A 17585-nucleotide genomic window follows, 5' to 3' on the forward strand; every position below is an offset into this window, starting at 1 on the left:
CGGTGGGCTTACCGGAGCGTCGCTCATGGGTTTATCGGTATATTGGGGTCTAACCTGTTTATTTGAGTCCCCAGAGAGTTTCATATGCTTCCTGGGCGGAGGTGCCGTAACCGATGCCGTATTCGCACTTGCCCTGTGCGTTGAGCGCTTCGGAAATATTGTCCTTGGTCCAAACGCGGATCAGCGTGGGTTCTTCCACCTGTTCCATATCGAGAGCGGTCCTCATCTCATAGTCGACGGTGGCATAGGCGATGGTGAGGAGATCTTCGCCGATGATCATTTCGATGTCGCCGCTGGCCACATAGTCCATTGCAAAGGGCGTTCCGTTGTACGCGATGATCTTCGCCTTGGAACCGGTGGACTTGACCGCAGGTACGATATACTGGTTCATGGAGTCATAGATGGCTATAACGTAGTCGGTGTCGGGATGCGCGGACAGATAGTTTTCGGTTTCGCTCTGGCATTTCGTACCCCAGTCTACGATGGCGACGTTTACAAAGTCGAAGCTCACATCGGGAGCGTATTTGGCAAACTCATCCTTGATACCGTTCATCATGGAAGTCGTCGAGGTGATCTCTTCGGATACGACAACGAGGACCTTTGCGTCCATACCGGCATTCACGATGACCCAGTCTGCCAGAAGGGCCGCGATGTTGTAGTAGTCCGCACCCATGTTGCCGGAGATGGGAGAGACCGACTGCTCATACCCGGTGAGGTGGGAGGTGACAACTTTAATGCCCTGATCCATGCACTCCTGTATCTGTGCGCCCAAGGTTTCCGGGGTGGGACCCGCCTGGAGGTCCACGAGGGAATAGCCTTTCTGTTTTGCGCTGTTCAGGCCCGCTATATGTTCTTCCGCGGCGCCCTGGTTTTCCAGAAGGTCGCACTGGAACCCAACTTTGGATGCAACCTCACAGATGGCTTCGCAAATGGTTTCATTGAACGGGTTGGCGCTGGTGCCGGGGATTGTAAGCCACTTCTGGCCGGCCATTTCCGTCTTGGCATCAAAGGCCGTGCCTTTGAAAGAGTCCATATCGAATTCGGGAACGCCTCTCAATGCGTCGATCTTTGCCTGAAGCTCCGTAATGACTGCCGAGTTGTCCGCACTCGCCGCTTCGGTGGCGGTAGGTGCCGGCGTCGCGGTGGATGAAGATCCGCTGCTGCATCCTGCAGCCAAGCTGCAGAAAAGTGCTCCGACCAGTGCAAGCGCCAGAAATTTCTTTTTCATTTTCAGCTCTCCCTTTTGATTGAAATGACTTCCGTTACAGTTTAAAAGCCCCCTGGAAAATAGCAAAAGGCGCTGTTTCCCATGTAAGGAAACACAGCGCCTTTGCTATCTTTATTCTTTTAATCCCTGTAACTGTCCTCGGAACTAACGATCGTTTCATTCATAGCAATCATTTTATCGAAAAATGAAGGAAAGTCAATACGATAATTCAAAAAAAAGAAGAACCGCTCGTAATTTCGATTATCAGCTTAATTTTTTCGGTTTTTTATCCGATTTTGCAAATATATTTCGGCTTGGCGGAGTTTTGCCTCCGTTTGGGAATACAATATTTTGCAATTCCTTTATACCGTGCTTGCTTTTTTAAATATCGCATGCTACACTATCAAAAATTCAAAGCAGTTTCAAATCCTGGTTTTCCCGGCTCTCATGAGAATAATAATAAAAAGGGAATGAATCGATATGGTATTTTGTGCAGTTTGTAAAGCTCATTCCTGCAACAATCCCAAAGTTGCGCCGCCGCCCCAGTGTCCCACGAAAAACGTGGATTTTTCCGAAGCCGCCGCCGAATACCAGAAGGAGGAGAACTTCACGATCGCAAAGGTCTCCGGGATTCTTTCCACCGATTACTCCAATACGAGAATCGAGGAAACCATGAAGTTTGCCCGCGCATGCGGGTATAAAAAGCTGGGAATCGCCTTTTGCGTATCCATGGACAAAGAGGCGGAGATCATCGACAAAATATTCCGATACAACGGCTTTGAAACCGTCTCGGTGATCTGCAAGGTGGGTTCGCTCCGGAAGGACGAGATCCTGGGCATCGAGTGCAAAGAGGCGCCTTTTATCTGCAATCCCATTGGTCAGGCCCAGATGCTCAACCGGGAAAAGACGGATCTGAATATCCTCGTGGGTCTCTGCGTGGGGCACGACACCCTGTTTTTCAAATATTCCGAAGCGCCGGTTTCGGTCCTTGCCGTTAAGGACAGGGTGCTGGCGCACAATCCTCTGGGCGCAGTCTACATGAGCGACAATTTCATGAAGAAAAAGCTCTTTCCGGAGAAGGAATAAAAAGGATTCAACCGGCGGCAGGTCTATCCCCAGCATGGGAGCACTTTTTTCCGATCATATCTTTCGTAATCAATCTTTATTAATCTTTTCTGTTAAAAAGCTTATTTAAATTACGGGTATTACGCGCCTCCGGCGGGGGTTCCTTTTTCCACTCGCCGGGAAAAAGGAACTAAAAAGCGGCGTCAAGAGGCCCGGCCCCTTGGATTCCCATAAGAGGGCTCTGCGGCAGGCGCGCCTCCGGAAGGACCCGGCCATTAACAGGAAGAACCGCACAGACAGCTCAAAAAACAGGAACTCCACTTTTCAGCCCGCGACCGGCCCTCTAAAAACCGGTCTTAGCGGCTCAGGAAGTCTGCTAAAACCAGCTTCCTGCGACGTTGGAGAAGAACTGCAAATCAAACTCTGTTGCAGAATAGTTAACATAATGCTTTGAGAAGTATCTAAGGGCAATGGAATCCCGAAATGTCCCTGAACCGGAAAAGCCGGAAAAAAGCTAATCCTCTAAAACGCCGCACAAGGAATGTTTTTGCAGACCCATTGAGCCCCACAATCCAAAACCCGGAAAGCCCCGATTGCGGGCTGAAAAGCAGTCCCTTGCCGCAGAGCTGTCCGTGCGTTCGAAACTACCGATAGTCAATCGCCCATTAAGAGCGCTCAAAGGAGCACCCCCCATGGAGATCCAAGAGGCCGGAGCCTCTTGGCATCCTTTTGGTGACTTTTCCTATGCGGGAAAAGTCACCCCCAGCGGGGAGCGCGCAGCTCCTGTCCAAATTTTTCGCAACCAATCTTTTCATACCACGACCGAAAGGAACCGCACGAACCAGCCAAAAAGAGGAACTGAGTATAAATCTATACAACTCAAGGGTCGGACATACTGTCCGGCCCTTTTTCAGAGTCCTGAATCAGTTTCAGGCGGGAAGGTTTCCAAGGATATCTTCGTAGAAGGCAACGAACCGCTCCATAAGGGTCTCGTCTACGGCGGCGCGGAGGACGCGGTTTTCATCCGTTATCGGCTTCAGCAGCTCTTCCGGCACCGGTGCCGGGGCGTACTGCTCCTCCAGAGCCTTTTTCTGTTTGTAAAGCGCTTTCAGGCGGGCGTTCACTTCCGGGGGCGTCACCAGATTGTGGCCCCGGCCATCCATGGGAATGAAGGTGAACCGCGGATCATGGCCGAACCTCTGCATGTATTTCTCGAAATGGTAGTATTTCACGGCATTGTCGTCCTTGCTGTGAAGCATGAGCATCTTCGCCCGGGTGCGGGCGAGGCCGCGGCAGCCGGTGTTGAACATCTTGACCCCGAAGCTGAGGAAGAGATGGATTTCCACCACCGGCATCGTGATATTCGCCAGATTTCCCACAACGCGCTGCGCCCGCTCCCGGGTCACGTCCAGGGGGCTGTTGAACCCGGAAACGGAAACGATGCCGCGGATGGGAAAGCTGCCGTAATTGGAAACGGCGTTGACGGCAAATCCGCCCCAGGAATGGCCGTAGAGAAACAGCGGATACTGGTTTAAGTCCGGGCGGCTTTCCTTGTAGAGAAGGGCATACTTCAGGTCGATGGGAGACTGGGGCAGCCCCACGAGATCCTTGCCGTCGCTGCGCCCGGTGCCCGTGCTGTCATAGCTCATGACCAGAAAACCCCGGCGGCAGAAATACTCGATTTCCGGCATGTAATGATCCATACTGGTATCCATTCCGTGGACCACGACCAGAAGCCCCCGGTACGCGGGAAGCTCGTAGGAGAAAAGAAATCCCCTGAGGATCTGAGCCTTGTCGGAGGGAAAGGAGATGGGCTCCCGCTTCCAGCCCGGCCTCAGGCCGCTTAAATAGAGATAGTAATCCTCGTCCGTTTCAAAGCGGGAACCGAAATACTCGTTATACCGATTGATGATATAGCGGTACCAGAGAGCCGCGGCCACCAAGGCGGCAGCCACAATCATCCATACGATGCCTTTCGGCATACAGACACATCCTTTATCAGCAAAGTCTACCCGGCGCAATGAATGGCCCGTTGTGTCAAACGGGAGAAAACAGGCGCTCGGCGGGGGCAAAACGAAACAGCGCGGCGGAAACCGACCCTGTAAGCGCACCGGTCAGGACCGAAAGGGCCAGGAGCGGGGGGAGGTACGCGAGGGGCGCCCATCCGCCCAGCACCAGGAGGGCGGCGGCAATCTGCCCCACATTGTGCCCTGCCGCTCCGGCGATGCTCACGCCGTATACGGAGAGCCTCCGGTTCCGGTACAGAAGCGTCATAACGGCCATGGCGACCGCTCCCCCCGAAAAAGAAAAAATCAGGGCCGTCAGATTCCCGGCGAGAAGCGCACCCAGCAGGCACCGTGCCGTCAGAACGGACCAGGCGGAGCGCCTGCCCAGAAAATACAGAGCAAAAAGGGTTACGATATTGGCAAGCCCCAGCCGGAACCCGGGGATCGGGATAAAAAGAGTCAGGGGAATCAGGCTCTCCGCCCAGGAAAGAGCCAGAGCCAGAGCGGTGAGACAGGCGCCAAGGGCAATTTTTCTTGTCACGCCGGACATGGGCACTGTCCTCCTCCTCACGGTGACGGGCCGCCCCGAGCCGGGGCCGGCAGCCCCCGCAAGGCGTCAGCCCGAGACAGCATCCACTCCGGAAGAAGAACTTCCCTCGATGGTGACCGTCACATGGTTCGGCAGGCAGATCAAATGCTGTCCGGGCCGCGAAATCCAGCCCTGATGCACGCAGTCCCGCCCCGGGCAGGTACTGTCTATGATACAGACACGGCCGCGCTCGGCCCGAATGATATTGGTGTACTCCCCTTCCACGGAAAGCTCCATGGGTTCCTCCAGCTCGTCCAGAGGGATCCGGGCAATCTCCTCCCCGTTCCGGGTCACCACCGCGGTAAGGCTCTCGGATTTTCCGGTGTTTCCGTAGAGAAGATATCCCGTCACGGCAGCCGCCAATAGGATCGCTGCCGCCAGGACCACATCCCACCGGGTGGGCCGGAGCGCGCTACCGGCTGGCGATTTCATAAGCGTATCCGCCGGACTGCCCGGTAAATTCGAACCGGTCCGCAATTCCTTCCGTCACAACCACCCTGTCGTCCTGTGTGACAAAAACAGCCTCAAAATCCTTCGATGCCCGCCACAGGGCGAGAGCCTTATCCATCCCCATTACAAAAAGCCCGGTGGAAAGGGCGTCCGCAGTGGTTCCGCTTTGGGATATCACGGTGACCGACGTCAGATCGCTGTCCGCAGGAACGCCGGTTTTTGGATCAATGATATGGTGATACCGCTTGCCGCCGGACTCAAAATAGCGCTCATAGCCGCCGGAGGTGGCCACGGTGAGATCGGAGACCGACAGGATGCCGACGTAAGCGGAACCGTCCCGGGGATCCCTCACCGCCACGCGCCAGGGGTCGCCCCCCGGTTTGGTTCCCACGGCGGAGATATTTCCGGCCAGGGCGAGCAGTGCGGAGGAAACACCTCTGTCCTTCATCATTTCCACCAGCACATCGGAGGCGTATCCCTTTGCGATTCCCCCCAGGTCGATGGACATTCCGGTTTTTTCAAGCTCCACCGTCTTTGCGCCCGGATCCAGCCGTATCAGGCCGCTGCCCACCAGGGGAAGAATCTCGTCCAGGGCCTCTTTGTCGGGGACGGTATATTCCCCCGTATAAAAACCCCAGGCCTGCACCAGGGGCGCCACGGTGATGTCGAAAGCCCCGTCCGTCCGCTGGGAAATGGCCACAGCGGTGGACACAAGGTCCATTACTTCCACGGGAACCTCCACCGCGCCGCCCGCGCCGCGGTTGATCGCCGATACCTGGCTGTCGCTGCGGGTATAGGATAGCAGTCCATCCAGGCGGTAGATCTCCTCCTGCGCGGCGGAAAGCGCCTCCTCCGCGTTCGTTGCGTAAATGGTCAGATCCATGACGGTATCCATGGCATACAGCTCCGCCTCGGCCTTTTTCTTCTCCCCCGAAGCGCAGCCGGCCAGAAGAAGAAAAGCCGCGGCGCATGCGAAAATCCGGACAATCCTTTTCATACCGTTCTGCTTCCAATCCAATGAGATAAATCACCGATACTGAATCATACCACATCGTTTTTCCAAAGGCAACTCGGATTCGTCAAATTCCCGTCCGTTTTCCATATGAGGAGGATTCTTCTCCATATGCAATTTCGTCATCTTTTTAATGCGTTTTTCTCATCCCATCATTGCAATGGCTTATGCCTTGTGATATTTTATTGTACTGTAAGCGATGTCTGACAGATCGGATCTTCCATTCATACCGTAAGAATTCCCGTGTGTTCTTCCATTTTTTATGTCTTTTCCGTTCGCCGGATATCGAAAAAATTTGAGAGGGAGTTTGTGATGGGCAATTCAATGCTGACACTCCTGTCCATGGTGCTCTACATGATCGTGATGATCGTGATCGGAGTGTTTTTCGCGAAATTTGCCAACGAAGATTCCGAGCATTTCTTTATCGGCGGGAGAAGGCTGGGCCCTTGGGTCGCCGCCATGAGCGCCGAAGCGTCGGACATGAGCGGATGGCTGCTGATGGGTCTTCCCGGGGTGGCCTACTGGTGCGGCCTGGCGGACGCCGCTTGGACGGCAATCGGGCTTGCCATCGGTACATACCTCAATTGGCTCCTGGTCTCCAAGCGGCTTCGCAGATACTCCATCGCGGCGGGCAACGCCATCACCATTCCGGAGTTTTTCAGCAACCGGTTCAAGGAAAACCGTAAGGTCATCATGACCATCGCCGCCCTCTTCATCCTTATCTTCTTCGCCGTCTATACCGGAAGCTGCTTTGTCACCTGCGGAAAGCTCTTCAATCAGCTCTTCGGTCTCAACTATCAGATGATGATGCTCATCGGCGCCGCGTTCGTTCTGACCTACACCTTCCTGGGCGGGTTTCTGGCCGAAAGCACAACGGATTTTGTACAGGGCATCGTCATGATCTTCGCCCTGATCGCCGTGCTGGCATCCGGCACCGCGGCGGCCGGAGGGCTCGGAGCGGTGGTGGAAAACGCCAGGAGCATGCCGGGTTTTCTTGAATTCTTCGGGATCGCGAGTCCTTCCGTGGACGCTTCCGGGGTTCAGCAGCTGTCCGCCTCCGGTGCGCCGCTGTTCGGCGCCGCCGGGGCCTACGGTCCGCTTACCATCGTATCCACCATGGCGTGGGGTCTGGGTTATTTCGGCATGCCCCAGGTTCTGCTCCGCTTTATGGGCATACGCTCCACCAGAGAGCTTACCAAGTCCCGCCGGATCGCCATGATCTGGGTCCTCATCTCCCTGGCCGCCGCCGTGTGCATCGGGATTGTGGGGCGCGCCCTGTTCCCGTCGGCACTTCTTACCTCCGCGGCTTCGGAGGACATCTTTATCGTCATCTCCTCCTCCCTCATGCATCCCCTGGTGGCGGGCGTCATGATGGCGGGGATCCTGGCCGCCACCATGAGCTCCTCCGACTCGTACCTTCTCATCGCCGCTTCTGCTTTCGCCCGGAACATCTATCAGGGCGTTATCAAAAAGAACGCAGGCGACAAAGAGATCATGACGGTCAGCCGGATCACTCTTCTACTCGTGGCCGTTATCGGAATCGTCATTGCGCTGGATGAAAACAGCATCATCTTCAAGGTCGTGAGCTTTGCCTGGGCCGGTTTCGGCGCCACCTTCGGGCCCATTATGCTCTTCTCCCTGTTCTGGAAGCGCACAAACCGCGCGGGCGCCATCGCCGGGATGCTGGGCGGCGGCGGCATGGTATTTTTGTGGAAGCTCGTCATTCGGCCCATGGGCGGCGTCTTCGGCATCTACGAACTTCTTCCCGCCTTCATTTTCTCCTGCATCATGATCGTCGTCGTCTCCCTGCTTACCGAAAAGCCCTCCCGGGAAATCGAGGAAGAGTTCGAAGCCGTCAGGGCAATGCGGGATTGATACCATACTTTCGCCGGCAATCACAAAACTGAAGCGTTATTTTTAAAGTGCCGGTTCCGCAAAATGCGGAGCCGGCGCTTTCTCAATTCCATATACCGCGCACATTATACGCCATTTTAGTCTCCTATGGAAGAACTTGCATTTGACTTTCCCTCGCCGCGCTTGTTACCCTGTAATCAGTCTCAGCTGTTAATGTGAGGCTTTAATTACAGGATATAGGAGGTGTCTCGATATGAGACGGATGATCAAAATTCTGTCGGGCACCATTCTCGCCGCAGCTTTCATTCTCCTCTTTCCGGGCGTTCTGCCCGAGGCCCAGGCGGCCTACTCCACTTCGGCGGCGGGAATCGTGACCGTCAGCAGCGGCTCTTTGAACGTCAGAGCATCGGCCAGTTCCAGCGGAACCCGGCTCACATCCCTTTCCAAGGGTACATATGTGACTCTGATCTCCAAGAGCGGCAGCTGGTGGAAAGTCGAATACGCGTCCGGTTCCTACGGATATGTGTCCGCGGGTTACATCACAGTCACCGAAAGCTCCGCTTCAGCCGTTACGGCCGGCTCCCTCAACGTGCGCACAGGCGCGGGGACAAGTTATTCCGTAAAGGGAACCCTTTCCTACGGGAAAACCGTTCTCGTTTTGTCCGCATCCGGAAACTGGAGCAAGATTCTCTACAACGGAAGCCAGGTGGGCTATGTCAGCTCCACGTATCTCAAGACACTGATGACCTGGCCGGTTCCGGTGAGCGGAAGCATTAACCAGAGCTTTGTAAGCGGAAGCCATCTGGGCATCGACATCGCCCCCGCATCCCAGGGTATGGCCGGCGACAGCGTAATCGCCGCTTACAGCGGCACGGTGGTTTATTCCGGATACCTAAACGGATACGGCTATGTGGTATACGTCAATTCCTACTGCAACGGGAAGTATATCCAGACCCGGTACGCCCATCTGAAGAGTGCGTCCAGCCTTTCTTACGGAGATACGGTGGCCACCTCGCAGTACATCGGTGCCATGGGCAGCACGGGAACCTCTTCCGGAGTGCATCTTCACTTTGAGGTGCGCATCCGCGCTTCCAGCGGCGACTGCATCTCCAATTCCGAAAGCACCGCCGTCAATCCCCTGGGCTATGTCACATACGGAGCGTAAACGGACTTTTTAGGTCTGAATCCCGGCAACAACGAAAGAGAGAAGCGGCCATACAGCCGCTTCTCTTTTTTTTACTTGGTTTTTGACGAAAGAAGCGCGCTCCCCGCCGAAGGTGACGTTTATTCCGGAATTGTTTTACGAGGTTTGGACGGGAGCTGCGCGCTCCGCTGGGGGTAACTTTTTGTTTCTGCAAAAAGTTACCAAAAACAGACCAAAAGGCTCCGGCCTCTTGGAACTCCATCAGGGGATACTCCTGTGGGCGCTCTTAATGGCAGATTGACCATTGGCAGTTTCGAACGCACGGACAGCTCTGTGGCAAGAGGCCTCTTTTTCAGCCCGCGATCGAGGCTCTCCGTATCCTGGGTTGCGGGTCGTAATGAGTCTTTAAAAACCCGCTCTGCTCGACGTTATAATAGACGGTAGTTTAAGGTATCAGAAGATGCTCCAACTGCGGGATGTGCTTTACCGGTTTTTTCTTGTATCCCCTTCCGCTTTATGTTACGATAATCCAAACGAAGCAGACGGAGGGAACCTCATGAGCAAGGCGGACCGGATCTTTATCGACAACTGCAGGGAGATTCTGACGAAAGGCGTCTGGGATACCGATCTGCCGGTGCGTCCCCGATGGGAGGACGGAACCCCCGCCCACACGGCGAAGCGTTTCGGCATCATCAACCGGTATGATCTGCGGGAGGAATTTCCCATCCTCACCCTGCGGAAGACCCAGTTTGTCAACGCGGTGGACGAGCTTCTGTGGATCTGGCAGAAGAAATCCAATAACGTGAAAGACCTGAAAAGCCACATCTGGGATGCCTGGGCGGACGGGGAAGGCTCCATCGGCAAGGCTTACGGATATCAGCTGGGGGTCGAGCACCGGTATGCGGAGGGCCTGTTCGACCAGGTGGACCGGGTACTCTATGATCTGAAGAACAACCCCGCCAGCCGCCGCATCATGACCAACCTGTACAACCACCACGATCTTATGGACATGCACCTGTACCCCTGCGCCTACAGCATGACCTTCAACGTCAGCGGCGGTACCCTCAACGCGATATTGAACCAGCGGTCCCAGGATATGCTCACGGCCAACAACTGGAACGTATGCCAGTACTCCGTACTTATGCACATGATGGCGCAGGTGAGCGGCCTCGAGGCCGGAGAGCTGGTCCACGTGATCGCAGACGCTCACATCTACGACCGGCACGTTCCCATCGTGGAGGAGCTCATTACCCGGGAGCCCCTACCGGCGCCGGTTCTGGAAATCGACCCCGCCGTCACGGATTTCTATGCGTTTACCCCCGAGAGCTTCACGCTCCATGATTATCGGTGGCACCCGCTGAAGGAAAAGGTGCCGGTCGCCATATAGGAGGAAGGCTATGAACGCCATTGTCAACGTCAGCTGCTCCTGGGGCATCGGCCGGGGAAACGACCTTCTGGTGCGGATCCCGGAGGATTTAAAGCATTTCCGGCATATAACCCTGGGCAAAACGGTGATCCTGGGCAGGGCCACTTTGGCGGGTTTTCCCGGCGGCGCGCCCCTTCCCGGCCGCCGGAACATCGTTTTATCCCGGGACCCGGACTTTCGCGCCGGGGACGCTGTCGTCTGCCGGAACAAGGACGAGGTCCTGAAGGCGGTCTCCGGCCTAAACCCGGACGAGGTCTTCGTCATCGGCGGAGAGTCGGTCTACCGGGAGTTTCTCCCCTTCTGCCGCCGGATCTACGTCACCCGGACGGAGACCGGTGAAACGGCGGACCGCTTTTTTCCCGATCTGGACCAAATGGGCTGGCGGCGGGAGGAGGAGTCCCCCCTTATGGAATCCGGAGGGCTTTTCTACCGGTATATTACGTATGTAAACCCGAATCTCTGATTTTTCCAGGGCCTGTTACAGTATTAAAACCCTTTCGCCAGGGAGGTGCCCCATGACGCCGCTCACGCAGGACATCCGCTATATCAAGGGGATCGGCGAGGCCAGGGCCAAGCTTTTAGGAAAGCTCGGAGTTTCCACCCTGGAAGATCTCATCTCCTATTTTCCCCGGGACTACGAGGACCGCACTGCGGTGCGCCCCGTCGCGGAGCTTGCGGACGGGGAAGCCGCCTGCGTTTTGGCAACGGTCGTCTCCCCCGTTCGCAGAGCTCGGATCCGGAAGGGACTGGACCTTACCAAGACCCGCGTCGCGGACGCCTCGGGGGCCATGGACCTCACTTTCTTCAATCAGAACTATGTGAAGGATTCCCTCCTTCCGGGGGAAACTTATTACTTTTTCGGCCGGGCGGAGGTCCGCAATTCCCACCGGAGCATGGCGAATCCCGTCTTCGAGCGGGAGGGAGCTCCCCGGTTTTCCACCGGGCGGATCGTCCCGGTTTACCGGCTTACGGCGGGGCTTTCCTCGCTCATCATCGCACGGGCGGTGGACCGGGGGCTGGAAGCCTGCGGGGATATCCTGCCCGATCCCCTGCCCGACGCTCTGCGGGAACGTCACGGCCTCGCCCACGCGCGCTTTGCCTATGAGACCATCCACTTCCCTCCCTCCTTCGAGGCTCTGAAAACGGCCCGGCACCGCCTCATCTTTGAGGAATTCTTTATTCTCTCCCTGGGCCTGGGACTCCTGCGGGGGCGCCGGGGCAGGGAGGACGGGCTCCGGCTTCACCCCGCGGACCCGGGGGATTTTTTCCGCCGGCTGCCCTTTTCCCCCACCGGGGCCCAAAAGCGGGCGGTGGACGACGCGGTTTCGGACATGCTCTCGGGGGTTCCCATGAACCGGCTGATTCAGGGGGACGTGGGCTCCGGAAAGACCGTGTGCGCCGCGGCCTGCGCCTGGTTTGCCGCTCAGAGCGGCTATCAGTCCGCCCTTATGGTGCCCACGGAGATCCTGGCGGAGCAGCACTGCAGGACGCTCACGCCTCTGATGGCGCAGTGCGGGCTGCGCACCGGGCTTCTCACGGGCGCCCTCACCGCCAAAGAGCGGCGGGAGGTTCTCTATAAGCTGGCCTCCGGCGAAACGGATCTCATCGTGGGCACTCACGCCCTCATCTCCGAGGGGGTGGAATATGCAAAGCTGGGGCTTGTCATCACCGACGAGCAGCACCGGTTCGGCGTAACCCAGCGGGCGGCCATCGCCGCCAAGGGGAACCGGCCTCACGTCCTGGTCATGTCCGCCACTCCCATCCCCCGGACCCTTGCCCTCATCCTGTACGGAGAGCTGGACGTGTCTGTGATCGACGAGCTGCCTCCCGGACGGCAGCGGGTGGACACCTTCGCGGTGGGCGAGGAGATGCGTCCAAGGATCCACAAATTCATCCGCCGCCTGGTTTCCGAAGGCCGGCAGGTCTTTATCGTCTGTCCCCTGGTGGAGGAGGGTGACGCGCCGCCGGACGACCGCCGGGCGGTGACGGAATACGCCGAAGGGCTCCAGCGGGAGATTTTCCCGGAGCTACGGGTCTCGTATATCCACGGGCGGATGAAGGACAAAGAAAAAGACAGGATCATGGCTGCCTTCGCCGCGGGAGAGAGCGACATTCTTGTATCCACCACGGTGATCGAGGTGGGAGTGGACGTTCCCAACGCGGCCCTGATGATCGTGGAAAACGCGGAGCGCTTCGGCCTGTCCCAGCTGCATCAGCTGCGGGGCCGCGTGGGCCGGGGCGAGCACAAATCCTACTGCATTCTCTTTTCCTCCTCCAAAAGCGCGGAGACCCGGGAACGGCTGAACGTCATGCAGAAGACCTCGGACGGTTTTGTCATCGCGGAGGAGGACCTGCGTCTGCGGGGACCCGGAGACTTTTTCGGTTCCCGGCAGCACGGTCTGCCGGAGATGAAAATCGCGGACTTCGCCACCGACATGGAAACCCTCCGGGAAGCCCAGCGGGAGGCCGGGGCACTCCTGCGGGAGGACGCCGATTTGTCTCTTCCGGTGCACCTGCCGCTCCGGGAGAAGATTGCACGGCTCTTCGATCCGGCTTCCGGGGCATTTAACTGATCATTTGGGGACCATCACCGACTGAAATTCAACCGGCCGGGTCCGTCCGGCCGGTTTCGCCATTGGCGGAAATCGGGGAGGAGCCTTCCGGCACAAACTGCAAAGGACTGATACCATGCAAACCATCCTTACCGTCGCCCAGCAGGTGCTGATCATCTTTCTTCTCATCGGGGTGGGCATCACGGTGCGGAAGACGAACCTCGTCACCGCGGAGGCCTCCCGGATCTTCAGCAACCTGCTGATCACCGTCATCATGCCGGCCATGCTCATTGACGCCTGTATCCGTCCCTTCCGCCGGGAGGACCTTCAGGCCCTGGGCTTTGCCTTTCTGCTGGCCCTGGTGTTTCACATTCTCAATATTATTCTGGCGACGGTGCTGATCCGAAAGCGGGAGGATCCGGACTACCGGGTGGAGCGGATGGGAGCGATATACTCCAACTGCGGCTTCATGACCTTCCCCATCCTCCAGGCCACTTTGGGGGACATCGGCGTTTTTTACGGCATTGCCTATGTGGCCGTTTCCGGCATCTTTTCCTGGACCCACGGCTGGCACAATCTCACGGGGGAAAAACTGAACGTGCGGAAGGTCTTCCTCAATCCGGGCATGCTGGCCGTCCTCATCGGCCTTCCCATTTACTTTCTCCAGATTCCCCTGCCGGGCGTCGTCACCGAAACGATTTCCATGATGGGCGATGTCAACACGCCCCTGGCTATGATCATCACCGGAATCTTTCTGGCAGAGGTGGATCTGAAGAGTCTGTTTACCGATTTTGCGGTTCTTCTTGCCGCCGCGGTGCGGCTTCTCATCGCACCGGGCGCCATGCTGCTGATCCTGTTTCTCACGCGGGCTTCCGGCCTCTTCCCCGCCGCCGGGGACGTGATTTTCGCACACATCGTGCCGGCGGCCTGCCCCTCGGCGGCCTTCACCATCCTGCTGGTCTCCCGGCTCCGGCTCAACAGCGGCCGCAGCGCCGGGATCATCGCGGTGAGCACGCTGTTTTCAGTGATCACGGTACCTCTCTTCGCTTATCTCGCAAGCCTTTTATAATCGCGGTATCCATTCTGGATTTCTGCCGTTTCGATATCATGGAGAATACATATAATAAAACTGCCCCTCCGGGAGACTCGGAGGGGCAGTTTACAGTTTATCCGGTTTTCAGTTATTCGTCGTTTTCCTTTTTCTTTTTGAAGCCCAGGACGGCGCCGGTTCCGGTCATCATCATGCCGAGAATCGCCAGGGCTGAAGCTGTGGAAATCCCGTCGGTCTTCGGCAGAGTATCCGTATCGCCGGCGACGCCGCTTTTATCGTCCGTTGCGCCCAGGACTCCGGTGCTGGGAGACGGAGCGGGAGGCGGAGAAGAGGGCGGCGGTGTCGTAATCTCCTTCGTGTTGGTGAAGGTCACCTCTTTGTCTCCGTTCATATAGCCCGAAGCGTTCGCTCCCGCGACAGTCACGCCCGCGCTCGCCGCAATGCTGAGGGTATAATCCTTGGAATCCGTCTCCGTTGCGGAGAAGCCCGTTCCTTCCAGAATGTTCTGGAAGACCACCGCGTCGCCGCCTCTCAGCGTAAGGGAAGTCGTCCCGGAGGTCACGGCGACCGGCGTACCCTCGTTCACGGCATAGGACACGCCGTAGTAATTGGCAAGGGTTACGCTGAAGGAGAAGGTATCCGCCGTAGAAGCACCCGTTCCTTCGATTGCCTTGGCAACCGTCAGATCATAATATCCGGGAGGAGGCGGCGGGTTCGACGTATAGGTGTTGGTAAAGGCAACCGTTTTGTCCGCCACGTAGTAGATGCCGTCGCCCTGCAGTGCCGTGAAGGTTCCGGACGTGGGATCGCCGCTGGTGGAGGTGCCGGCGGCTCCCTGAGCGTTGGTCTCCGTCACGGTATAAGCGGTGCCGGCCTGGATATTGTAAAACTCGATCCATTCACCGTTGCTCAGGCTAAAGGTGAAGGTCACTCCCGATTCGTCCGCGTCGTCGGTATATCCGAGATTCAGGACATTGGAGTTGGATTCGTAGGAGTAGTCCGTATTCATGCCCTTATCAAAGGTCACTCTGAACACGAACGGGCTGCCGTTCCACAGGGACGTGGTCCCCGCCACCGTCTTGCTGACGGTCAGCGTGCCGGGGGTGGGCGGGATTACCGTATAGGTATTGGTCACCACAACAACGGGGTGCTGCGTGATTGCTGTCACCGCTCCCTGATAGTTGCTGGAAAAAGCGGGTGTGCCCCACCCTGCGCCCGTCACGGATTCCGAAACCACATATGCAGTGTCCGCCGGGATATTGGAGAAGATCACGGACGCGCCGCCCGCCAGGTAGAATTCATATACGCCAGATCCCTCTGCGGTTTCGGTAAAGCTCTTGTCATTGGTAATATCCTTCAGGCCCGTTCCTGTGAAGGTCACCTTGATCAGATAGCCGCCGGCGGGAACCGTTGCCGCATTGGTGTTTACCACCTTGTTTACCGTCAATCCATAGACAGGAGGAGGCGGAACCACCGTATAGGCGTTCGTCACCGTCACCGTCGGATTCAGGTTGTCCGCCGCGATGCTTCCCGTGTGCGAAGTACTGTTGTCAATGATGCTGACCTTACTCCATCCGGTGCCCGTCACGGATTCCTCTACCGTATATGTGGTGCCCTGCGGGATGTTGGAGAAGGTCACCGACTCATCCTTCGCCAGATAAAATTCATATACGCCCGGCATGGCCACAGAATCGACGGTTTTAACGGTCAGGCCCTTATTGTTGGTGATGCCCTCCACCGTTTCGGGGAAGGTCACCGTGATCAGATAACCGCCGGCGGGAACCGTCGTTTCGCTTGTGTTCACCGCCTTGGTCACCGTCAGCGTACCTTTGGACGGCTGCTGCGGATCGTATAAGTTGGTTATCGTCACCACCGGGTTCAGGTTCTCTGCCGTTATGCTGCCGCTGCTGTTGCTTGAAATACCCGTCATGCTCCAGCCGGCGTCTGTTACGGACTCCTCCACTTTGTATGCGGTACCCTGCGGGATATTGGAGAAGATCACCGATGCGCCGCCCGCCAGATAGAACTCATATACGCCCGAGCCGGTGGTTGTTTCGGTAAAGCCCTTATCGTTGGTAATGCCCGTGACAGTCCCGGGGAAGGTCACCGTGATCTGATAGCCGCCGGCGGGAACCGTTGTCCCCTCGCTGGCGTTCACCGTTTTCGTCACCGTCAGCGTACCGGGGGTGGGGGGCGGAACCACCGTATAAGCGTTGGTCACCGTCACCGTCGGACTCAGGTTCAGCGCCGTGACGGTTCCCGCATTGACGGTGCTGTTGTCAGCAATGCTCACCTTGCTCCAGCCGGTGCCTGTCACCGATTCGTCCACCGTATACATGGTACCCAGCGGAATGCTGGAGAATTTCACCGACGTGCCGCCGGCCAGGTAAAATTCATATACACCGGAGCCGGGGCTCGTTTCAGAAAAGCTTTGGTCGTTGGTAATGCCCGTGACGGTCCCGGTGAAGGTCACCGTGATCCGATAGCCGCCGGCGGGAACCGTCGTCCCCTCGCTGGCGTTCACCGTTTTGGTCACCGTCAGTGAACCTGTGGGTACCATCGGCATATACAGCCCGACATGACTCACGTCTTTACCGCCGATCGTATAGCTGCCTTTTGGAAATTCCGTCGTGGGCGTCTGGTTGATCGTCACCGTAAACTCGTACTGGGAATCGCCCGGCATATACGTTGCACCGCTGAATGAGTCCGCTCTGATAATGAATATCTCACCATCAAGATAGTTTTTAACGCTGTCGTCGGACGCGCGGATCCTTGCTTTTATGGTTGCGTCCGAGTCCGTAATCGCGCCGGACACCCAAACGAAAGCTCTCGTCGCCTGCTTGAATAATACGATATTCGCAAATTCCAAAGAATGCGTTCCTGTTGAAGGATCGCCGACACCGGTGCCTGCGGAAGTATACGGAGCAACTACTGCGGTGGCCACCCCTCCCAGATACGCGGACAGCATAAGTGCCGTCAGGAGCAGCGCCAGATACGATTTCAGTTTCTTTTTCATATGTCTCCCCTCCTAATGATAACGTCCAATGTCCTTGGTTTCCAATTTCTTATCCTTTTTGAAACAAAAAACCGCATAAAATCGTGAGAGAATGCTCACGCTTTCATGCGGCCGGACTGTCTTTCACCTGCGGATTGACCGCAGTATGAATCAGACTCCTAAGCTTTGCGTCCCTGCCTTTCGGCAGGTTTGCCTATTCGTATGTAATCCCAT

General features: G+C 56.9%; 13 protein-coding genes and 1 riboswitch. Of the genes, 7 read left to right on the plus strand and 6 right to left on the minus strand.

The features are described from left to right. Positions 1-58: 58 nt before the first annotated feature. On the minus strand, positions 59-1228 hold the full coding sequence (locus B9A13_RS09135) for a sugar ABC transporter substrate-binding protein (protein WP_084234841.1): 1170 nt from the start codon (positions 1226-1228) through the stop codon (positions 59-61). Positions 1229-1687: 459 nt separating this feature from the next. On the opposite strand from B9A13_RS09135, the gene B9A13_RS09140 reads away from it, so the two are divergent. After that, positions 1688-2293 (plus strand): DUF1847 domain-containing protein, encoded by a 606-nt coding sequence (locus B9A13_RS09140; protein WP_084234842.1) that lies wholly within the window; start codon positions 1688-1690, stop codon positions 2291-2293. 908 nt (positions 2294-3201) lie between these two features. Here B9A13_RS09140 and B9A13_RS09145 read toward each other — a convergent pair. The 4 genes from B9A13_RS09145 to B9A13_RS09160 all read right to left on the minus strand — a co-directional run bounded on the left by B9A13_RS09145 (position 3202) and on the right by B9A13_RS09160 (position 6314). Continuing rightward, complete coding sequence (locus B9A13_RS09145; protein ID WP_084234843.1) at positions 3202-4254, minus strand: alpha/beta hydrolase; 1053 nt, start codon at positions 4252-4254, stop codon at positions 3202-3204. A 55-nt stretch (positions 4255-4309) separates the two neighbouring features. Continuing rightward, the gene (locus B9A13_RS09150; protein WP_084234844.1) at positions 4310-4828 is read right to left on the minus strand and encodes a Gx transporter family protein; all 519 of its coding nucleotides are present in this window, start codon (positions 4826-4828) and stop codon (positions 4310-4312) included. Positions 4829-4894: 66 nt separating this feature from the next. Continuing rightward, on the minus strand, positions 4895-5299 hold the full coding sequence (locus B9A13_RS09155) for a NusG domain II-containing protein (RefSeq protein ID WP_084234845.1): 405 nt from the start codon (positions 5297-5299) through the stop codon (positions 4895-4897). Continuing rightward, the gene (locus tag B9A13_RS09160; RefSeq protein WP_084234846.1) at positions 5280-6314 is read right to left on the minus strand and encodes an FAD:protein FMN transferase; all 1035 of its coding nucleotides are present in this window, start codon (positions 6312-6314) and stop codon (positions 5280-5282) included. Before B9A13_RS09160 ends, B9A13_RS09155 begins: the two co-directional genes overlap by 20 nt. Before the next feature lie 327 nt (positions 6315-6641). Here B9A13_RS09160 and putP point away from each other — a divergent pair, with 327 nt between their 5' ends. The 6 genes from putP (at position 6642) to B9A13_RS09190 (ending at position 14374) form a co-directional block, all read left to right on the plus strand. Beyond that, the gene (gene putP / locus B9A13_RS09165) at positions 6642-8204 is read left to right on the plus strand and encodes a sodium/proline symporter PutP (protein WP_084234847.1); all 1563 of its coding nucleotides are present in this window, start codon (positions 6642-6644) and stop codon (positions 8202-8204) included. Between the two features lie 232 nt (positions 8205-8436). Next, complete coding sequence (locus B9A13_RS09170) at positions 8437-9348, plus strand: SH3 domain-containing protein (RefSeq protein ID WP_084234848.1); 912 nt, start codon at positions 8437-8439, stop codon at positions 9346-9348. A 535-nt stretch (positions 9349-9883) separates the two neighbouring features. Beyond that, entirely contained in the window at positions 9884-10714 is an 831-nt protein-coding gene (gene thyA / locus B9A13_RS09175) for a thymidylate synthase (RefSeq protein ID WP_084234849.1), read from the plus strand. Positions 10715-10724: 10 nt separating this feature from the next. Further along, positions 10725-11216, plus strand: a complete 492-nt coding sequence (locus B9A13_RS09180) for a dihydrofolate reductase (protein WP_084234850.1) — start codon at positions 10725-10727, stop codon at positions 11214-11216. Positions 11217-11268: 52 nt separating this feature from the next. Continuing rightward, on the plus strand, positions 11269-13326 hold the full coding sequence (gene recG, locus B9A13_RS09185) for an ATP-dependent DNA helicase RecG (RefSeq protein ID WP_084234851.1): 2058 nt from the start codon (positions 11269-11271) through the stop codon (positions 13324-13326). Between the two features lie 115 nt (positions 13327-13441). Beyond that, positions 13442-14374, plus strand: coding sequence for an AEC family transporter (locus tag B9A13_RS09190; protein WP_084234852.1), 933 nt, complete (start codon positions 13442-13444; stop codon positions 14372-14374). Between the two features lie 112 nt (positions 14375-14486). Here the strand turns inward: B9A13_RS09190 and B9A13_RS09195 are convergent, their stop codons facing one another. Continuing rightward, the gene (locus B9A13_RS09195; RefSeq protein WP_084234853.1) at positions 14487-17372 is read right to left on the minus strand and encodes an LPXTG cell wall anchor domain-containing protein; all 2886 of its coding nucleotides are present in this window, start codon (positions 17370-17372) and stop codon (positions 14487-14489) included. 103 nt (positions 17373-17475) lie between these two features. After that, positions 17476-17576: riboswitch (cyclic di-GMP riboswitch) on the minus strand. Positions 17577-17585: the final 9 nt, after the last annotated feature.

The organism is Papillibacter cinnamivorans DSM 12816 (assembly GCF_900176335.1).
Taxonomy (GTDB): Bacteria; Bacillota; Clostridia; order Oscillospirales; family Oscillospiraceae; genus Papillibacter; species Papillibacter cinnamivorans.